The sequence below is a fragment of the Parendozoicomonas sp. Alg238-R29 genome, assembly GCF_947331445.1.
Taxonomy (GTDB): domain Bacteria; phylum Pseudomonadota; class Gammaproteobacteria; order Pseudomonadales; family Endozoicomonadaceae; genus Sansalvadorimonas.
On the sequence record NZ_CAMZOG010000127.1, the window covers coordinates 1 to 7,842 of the forward strand.

Here is a 7,842-nt window from a genome sequence, read left to right on the forward strand (position 1 = left end):
CCCACATTTATTGTGAACAGAGCCTCTGTGGTCATGTTATACAAACCGGCGCTTTCATTGCCATTGCGGTAATCGCCTTCTGGCCAAGCAAAAACCATTTGTTCTGCATTTATAGTTTGACCGTTTGACCGTTTGACCGTTTGACCGTTTGACCGTTTGACCGTTTGACAGTGTTTGGGATGTTTCTTCGATATTGATAAAGAAAGGGTCGCTGTATGAGCCGATATCATTGCCCTTGTCGCTGGAGCCCGTGCCGTTGTCATAATCGGCATTGGTCCATCTCAAGGTTTTAAATGTCGGAGGTGCGCCGGGGTCGTAATGCAATTCAAGGCTGGCGAGGAATGAATTGATTCGTGATACACTCCGGTTTGATTAATGTTTTACCCATCCTTCCGGAGTTTTAATGAGCTTTGCAGTTCTGGCTGTTTTTATCCCGACGTTTATTTTTGTGTCAGTTACGCCGGGCATGTGTATGACTTTGTCTATGACTCTTGGAATGACAATTGGTGTGCGTCGTACATTGTGGATGATGGCTGGGGAGCTGGTTGCTGTAGGTGGAATTGCCTTTCTGGTGATGATTGGTGGTGCTGCCGTAATGCTGGAATATCCATCACTGTTCACAGCATTTAAAATGATCGGGGGCGCTTATTTATTATGGCTGGGTATTCAGCTCTGGCAGTCAAAAGGCAAAATGGCGATTCAGGATTTTAATGTTGATCAACATCATGTTTCGCCAACTGAACTGGCCATGCAGGGATTTGTGACGGCTGTTGCTAACCCTAAGGGTTGGGCGTTCTTTATTTCCCTGCTTCCTCCATTTATTAATTCAGATCAGGATCTGGTTCCACAAATTGTAGTGATGCTGTTTCTGATCCTATCTATTGAATTCGCTTCACTTATCGCTTACGCAAGCGGTGGTCGAACATTACGTCGCTTCCTTCAGAAAAGAAACAATGTGCAGGTAATGAACCGTATAGCCGGAACTCTGATGGTGGGTGTTGGAATCTGGCTGGCATTGACCTGAACATTACAAAATACGGCATAAGTCAGGGAAATAACTTTTGACTCCATAGAGAATAACGGTCTTTAAAGTCTGCTGTCTCTTTGGTTTATGAAGAAGATTGTTGTTACCACCCAGAACCGCCGCACAATTACAGGTTATGCAGCCCGCTGCCGGAATCATCAGGTGTTTATTGTTCAGCCTGAGCGTAAGCGCATAGTCAGCTGCGAAGCTCATGAGCTGTTTAAGAATGAAACCTGGTTCGATGCTGAGACTGGCCAACCTCACCCCTTCGATGAAATGGATGTGTTGATTACAGCCGGTATGGGAAGTGGCTTGAAAGCTGAACTGGCAGGCCGAAGTATTGAAGGTTTGGTGACCACAGAGAAAGATCCGAAGGCCGCTGTGAAAATGTATTTGCGAGACATTCTTCCTATTGCGGAGATCGAAGAGTTTCACGATACCGATGCATACATTGAAGACTTAAGTCGTTTGCCGAACGAAGTGCGTAACAAGTGTTGCGGTAACACTGACCTGAATGGTGGCTGTTGCGGCAGAGGGTTACGGAGCCTTGTTTGATTCGGCAGTCTGCAGCACCATTGTTGAATCCATTCTGCAATCTTCCATGACAGGCTTATTAATCCATGATTACTGAATATTCTCGCCCTGCTGTTGGTGTAGGGGCCATTATTTTGCGGGGTGATAAAGTTCTATGCGGTTTACGCAAGGGCAAGCATGGCGATGGTTGCTGGCAGTTTCCGGGTGGGCATCTGGAGTATGGTGAATCTGTTGAAGGGTGTGCCCGGCGGGAAGTTCTGGAAGAAACTGGCCTAACACTGACGAATACTCGCATTGGTCCCTTTACCAATGATGTGTTTGAAAGCGAGGGCAAGCATTATGTGACTCTGTTTGTTATTGGTGAGGCTGAAGGTGAGCCGCAGGCTATGGAGCCTGATAAATGCACAGAGTGGCGCTGGGTTTCTTGGGTTAATATGCCTGAACCACTGTTTTTGCCCATCGTTCACCTTCTGGAGCAGGGCTATCATCCCTTCAAATAATCTAATCTGCACCCTGTGCTTTGCTGCGTTCCAGCCATACATCTGAAAAGCTTTGCAGAAGGGGAATCACTGCAGCCCAGATGATGGAGAGTATAAGCAGGGTTTTCCATTCTGGAGTAGCAAGAGAAATATCGGAAAGCTTTGTGCCTGCATAGTAACTCAGTGGCCCAGAAAACATGAATAAGCACAACGCTGACGGTATAAGGGAGGGCAACATCGTTTCCTCCCAGAACACAGGCAAACCAGCCAGCTTGAAAGAGCAGAAAATTGATAATTATTTTTGGAGTATTCATGGTTCTTATCGCCTGCTCTTTCCAATCAAAGAAGGCCGTGCCTCTTATGCAGTAGAAACTGGCAGTTGGATCAGGCTCTGGCTTTCTTTTTTTTCTTGCGGTCTTCTTTGTCTTGATTCTTAGCGGCTTGCTCTTCATGGAGGGCAGCCAGAATGGCCTGTTCTTTGGCAATCAGTTCCGGAGTTTCCAGGGTGATACGCCCCAAATTTCCGCTGCGATAATCATTCAGAAGAATCTCTGCAACTTTATGAGTGTCAGCAAAACCACCTTTACGCATTGCGCCACGGCGGCGGCCAATTTCATCAAACACCTCAATAGCACTGGCAGGCAGTTCACTGAAGTTGTATCGATTGATCAATACATCTGGGTGAGCCTCCATTAAGTACTCAACCAGGAACATGCCAACGTCTTCGAACTCCAGAACCGTATTCTTGATGGCACCGGTGATGGCAAGACGGTATCCGCACTCTTCAGGCTCCAGTTTTGGCCACAGGAATCCGGGGGTGTCGTGCAGCACAATATTGTTTTCCAGCTTTATGCGTTGCTGACTTTTGGTAACGGCTGGCTCGTTGCCGGTTTTGGCAATGATTTTTCCGGCAAGGTTGTTGATAGTTGTGGATTTGCCCACATTGGGAATGCCCAGAATAAGTGCCCGTAGTGGCGTACCTTCAAAGTTGCGATGAGGCAGCATGGCTGGACAGATTTTCAGCAGCTCACGTACTTTGCCAGGTTCATGCTGGCTCATGGGAATGGCTTTGATTCCCTGCTCTTTTTCAAGGCTTTCTTTCCAGCGCCGGGTCAGCTCTGGATCGGCAAGGTCTGCCTTGTTAAGGATTTTTATGCACGGAGTATCTTTGCGCAGAGCCGGAACCAACGGGTTCTCGCTGCTAAAGGGGATGCGGGCATCCAGCACTTCGATAATAAGATCAACCTGAGGCATAGCCTCACGGATCTCTTTCCGGGCTTTGTGCATATGCCCGGGATACCAGTTAATCGCCATGCCAACAGTCCCTGAAGAATTCGCTGAAAAACCTCCATTGTAACCAGATCAGGAAGAGCTGTCTTTCTAATGACTTTCTGGAAACTCTGAAAGCCAACGCTGGAAGATGATCCTTTTCAGGGCCTATTGGGCCTCAGGTTCACTGGTTTCGTCGGACTGGGCTTCCGCGTTCTTCATTTGCTCTTTCTTTTCCTGCTCTTCCCGGGCTAGGCGTGCTTTTTCTCCGAGACTGATTTGACCACTGACACCGGAAGGAATCTGGTCAATTTCTCCACCGGATTTAAGAAAGGCACTAATCTGCTCTTCAATAGAGCTGCTTGTTTCTTTTGCGGCTGGGCCGTCTTGCTTGAGGCTGATCGTGTATTCATTCTTCTTGGGCATATGACATATCCTGCCTGCTATTGAGGGCAGGGAAGTATAGGTCACCCAGTTACAGTTGCTTGAGGTGGTTTGTAACGAATATCAGTTGTTTTGTGTGAAGATTTGCAGCGAGTTGTTTTCATTCGCCTTTTGTTGCTTTTGATCATGATTTGTTGCTTTTGATCATGATTTGTTGCCTTTGATCATAAATAGGTAAGTCAAATGGATTTAGGATGACGGTCGTTTTTCCCATCTGCCTGACAGTCATGGCCTGTGATCTGATTTGCCATGAGCCGGGCATCCAGTGAATCAGGAGCAAGAATTATGGCGATCAAAATGAATATGGAAGTCATGGAGTTGATGTTTTACTTCTGGCAGGCCACAACTGACCGTGAAAAGGTTGGCGAATCATTCATCATGACCATTGCTGACCATGAGCAGATGAAGTCTGTTTATACCGAAGAGTTTCAACCTGAGTCTGTGCGCCGTGCCCTGAGCGCAATCAGCAACCGTGAAATCTTCAGCGCAGATCACAAATGTGAATCACGCTTCTGGAATAACAACATGTGGGCCATGGAAGATATCGGCTTGATGGAAGCTATGATGGCTCCTCTCAAGGTGATGAATTTCGACGGTCTGAATGTGGAAGGCGACGTGAACGTAGTTGTTCTTCCCTTACATATGGATGAGTTCATCCTGAAGGGTAATACCCTGTACGTGAACTTCTTCCGCGTTCAGGCCGACATGATGGGCGATGGCCCTCTGACTATGGCCAGTGTTGAGTTCAAGCAGTGGGTTGAACAGACCTTCAAGGCTGCTTGATAGTTGTTGTATCCAATTGTCTGGCTGTGTGATCTTTTATCGGCCAGACAACAGTCAGACAGATAAAGCTCTCCAATAAAATATCTAGCTTATGCAGAACTGACAGGATAGGCCTTCCGACACTGTCAAAATAAAAAAATCCCGATATTTGAAGACAAATACCGGGATGGGTTAAAGCAATTCAAGCGCTTAAACAGAAGGCTTAGTTGGCAACAATATTAACCAGCTTACCAGGTACAACAATCACCTTACGAATGGTCTTGCCATCGGTGAACTTCTGCACATTGGCATCAGTTTTCGCCAGTTCTTCCATCTGATCTTTGGACGCATCAGCGGGAACTTCCAGCTTTGCACGAACCTTGCCGTTTACCTGAACAATCAGGGTAATGGCAGACTTCACCAGCGCAGTTTCATCCAGCTTCGGCCAGCCTGCATCCACAACAGGACCTTCGTTACCTAGTTGGTTCCAGATAACGTGAGCAGTGTGAGGAACGATTGGAGCCAGCAGCAGGGTGCAGGCTTCCAGTGCTTCGTTAACAACTGCACGGCCTTGCTCAGACGCATCGTTGAACTTGCTGATGGCGTTGGTCAGTTCCATGATCGCAGCAATCGCAGTGTTAAAGGTCAGGCGCTTATCGCAGTCGTCGGAAACCTTGGCAATGGTTTCGTGAGTCTTACGGCGCAGTGCCTTCTGATCGTCGTTCAGAGCGTTAGCATCCAGAGCAACTGTTTCACCGGCTGCTACATGGCTGGCAGACATTTTCCAGTAGCGACGCAGGAAGCGGTTAGCGCCTTCTACACCGGAGTCAGACCATTCCAGAGTCTGGGTAGGTGGCGATGCGAACATGGTGTACAGGCGCACAGTGTCGGCACCGTACTGGTCGATCAGATCCTGGGGATCGATACCGTTATTCTTGGACTTGGACATTTTGCCCACACCCGCATGAACAACTTCTGTGTCGGTATCTTTCAGGAAGTGTTGGCCATCACGAATTTCAACATCACCCGGCGCAACATAATGCTTCACACCTTTTTCATCGAGGGTGTAGTTAATATCTGCCAATACCATGCCCTGGCACAGCAGCTTCTTGAACGGCTCATCGCTGTTTACCAGCCCAGTGTCGCGCAGCAGCTTGTGGAAGAAACGGGAATAGAGCAGGTGCATAACCGCATGCTCAATACCACCGATATATTGATCTACCGGGAGCCAGTAGTTGGCGGCTTTTGGATCCAGCATCTGATCCGCCTGCGGCGAGCAGTAACGGGCGTAGTACCAACTGGATTCCATAAAGGTATCGAAGGTGTCAGTTTCTTGAATGGCTGGCTGACCGTTGTGAGTCACTTTGCACCATTCTTTATCGGCCTTGATTGGAGACTGGATGCCATCCATCTCAACATCTTCCGGCAGGCGAACCGGCAGCTCTTCCAGAGGTACAGGCACTTCCGTGCCGTCTTCCAGATAACGCATAGGGATTGGCGCACCCCAGTAACGTTGACGGGATACTCCCCAATCACGCAGGCGGTAGTTCACCTGCTTCTCACCTTTACCATCAGCAATCAGCTTATCGGCAATGGCTTTGAAAGCATCTTTGAAGTTCAGGCCATCGAACTCACCAGAATTCAGCAAAATCCCTTTTTCGGTAAAGGCTTCCTTCTCCAGATCGCATTCTTCATCACCGGCAGGCTTAACAACCTGCTTGATTGGAAGACTGTAAACCTTGGCAAACTCGTAGTCGCGCTGATCGTGGCCGGGCACAGACATAACTGCGCCAGTACCGAAGTCCATCAGTACAAAGTTGGCCGCCCAAACGGAGACTTCTTCACCGGTGATTGGGTGAATGGCTTTTATGCCAGTATCAACACCTTTCTTCTCCATGGTGGCCATATCGGCTTCGGAGGTGGTGTTGCTCTTGCACTCATCAATGAACGCAGCGAGAGCTGGGTTGTTCTTGGCTGCTTCTTTGCATAGGGAGTGTTCAGCGGCCAGAGCCACGTAGGTCACACCCATTACAGTGTCTGGGCGAGTGGTATAGATTCTGATCTCTTCACTGGAACCAGCAACACCGAAAGCCATCTCCACACCTTCGGAACGGCCAATCCAGTTGCGCTGCATGGCCTTAACCTGATCAGGCCATTCATCCAGTTTGTCGAGATCTGCCAGCAGCTCGTCGGCGTAGTCGGTGATTTTTACAAACCATTGGGCCAGTTGCTTGCGCTCCACGACGGTGTCGCAACGCCAGCATTTGCCGTCTTCTACCTGTTCGTTGGCCAGAACAGTCTGGTCATTCGGACACCAGTTTACGGCGCCCATCTTCTTGTAAACCAAGCCCTTTTCGTAGAGCTTGGTGAAGAACCACTGTTCCCACTTGTAATACTCAGGAGCACAGGTAGCCAGTTCGCGGTTCCAGTCGAAACCAAAGCCCAGCTTCTTCAGCTGACCTTTCATGTAATCAATGTTCTGGTAAGTCCAGGGAGCTGGAGCGGTCTTGTTCTTGATGGCTGCGTTTTCAGCAGGCAGACCAAATGCGTCCCAACCCATTGGCTGCAGAACGTTTTTACCCAGCATACGCTGGTAGCGGGACACAACATCACCGATGGTGTAGTTGCGCACATGACCCATATGTAGCTTGCCGCTGGGGTAAGGGAACATGGACAGGCAGTAGTACTTCTCTTTGCCTTCCTGTTCGGTAACAGCAAAGCTGTCATTTTTCGCCCAGTACTGCTGGGCTTCTTCCTCAATCTTCTGAGGATGGTAATGCTCTTCCATCATTGCTCAAGATGCCTTGAGGCCCAGCGGGTGAGGCGGGCCAGATGAGTTGCCGGTAAAACCCTGTAGGATACAACAGGGTGGGTGCCGGTAGTAGGGCAGCAATAAAGAAAGAGGTGGGGTTTTATTTATTAATTGTGAACAGGCCCTAACCATTAGAGGCTGTTAAAACAATGAGCTGGATATGCTTGCCTTATTACGATCCTGTTTATTGAGTGGAATTGGGCTTGTGACAGAATTATCATCAAATACGACCAGCAGCCAATCCCAGCAACCAATCATGGTTTAACTGCTAAAATTTTCTGTGACAATTTGAAACAAAGTCTATCTTGGAAGCTGTTTACAATAGTGGCAGTTATATAAAAGATGATAAGAGAATAACTGAATGCAGAAACCGCCTCTGATTGCTGTTACAACACTGCTGTTCTCCCTGACATTTCTGGCTGCAATAACTGTTGTTCCTTGGTATGGGATTACTCATGGCTTTGATGGGCTCTGTTCACAATACATGTTGGTGCATGAACTATACTTCTGAGCACCGG

6 protein-coding genes and 1 pseudogene are annotated in these 7,842 nt (G+C 48.3%); 4 read left to right on the top strand and 3 right to left on the bottom strand.

Going from position 1 to position 7,842, the window contains the following annotated elements:
- Positions 1-403 precede the first annotated feature (403 nt).
- The 3 genes from QMA35_RS20185 (at position 404) to QMA35_RS20195 (ending at position 2,058) form a co-directional block, all read left to right on the top strand.
- Positions 404-1,024, top strand: coding sequence for a LysE family translocator (locus tag QMA35_RS20185; protein ID WP_281648947.1), 621 nt, complete (start codon positions 404-406; stop codon positions 1,022-1,024).
- 87 nt (positions 1,025-1,111) lie between these two features.
- Positions 1,112-1,579, top strand: a complete 468-nt coding sequence (locus tag QMA35_RS20190) for a hypothetical protein (protein WP_281648948.1) — start codon at positions 1,112-1,114, stop codon at positions 1,577-1,579.
- Between the two features lie 65 nt (positions 1,580-1,644).
- Positions 1,645-2,058 carry an NUDIX hydrolase gene (locus QMA35_RS20195; RefSeq protein ID WP_281648949.1) on the top strand — a complete coding sequence of 138 codons (414 nt, stop codon included), beginning with the start codon at positions 1,645-1,647 and terminating at the stop codon, positions 2,056-2,058.
- Positions 2,059-2,421: 363 nt separating this feature from the next.
- Here the strand turns inward: QMA35_RS20195 and ylqF are convergent, their stop codons facing one another.
- Positions 2,422-3,351, bottom strand: coding sequence for a ribosome biogenesis GTPase YlqF (ylqF, locus tag QMA35_RS20200; RefSeq protein WP_281648950.1), 930 nt, complete (start codon positions 3,349-3,351; stop codon positions 2,422-2,424).
- Between the two features lie 216 nt (positions 3,352-3,567).
- Positions 3,568-3,708 (bottom strand): annotated as a pseudogene (locus QMA35_RS21965) (hypothetical protein); the annotation flags it as partial.
- Between the two features lie 327 nt (positions 3,709-4,035).
- On the opposite strand from QMA35_RS21965, the gene QMA35_RS20210 reads away from it, so the two are divergent.
- Entirely contained in the window at positions 4,036-4,533 is a 498-nt protein-coding gene (locus tag QMA35_RS20210; RefSeq protein WP_281648952.1) for a hypothetical protein, read from the top strand.
- 202 nt (positions 4,534-4,735) lie between these two features.
- Here QMA35_RS20210 and leuS read toward each other — a convergent pair whose 3' ends face one another.
- Entirely contained in the window at positions 4,736-7,300 is a 2,565-nt protein-coding gene (gene leuS, locus QMA35_RS20215; protein ID WP_281648953.1) for a leucine--tRNA ligase, read from the bottom strand.
- Positions 7,301-7,842: the final 542 nt, after the last annotated feature.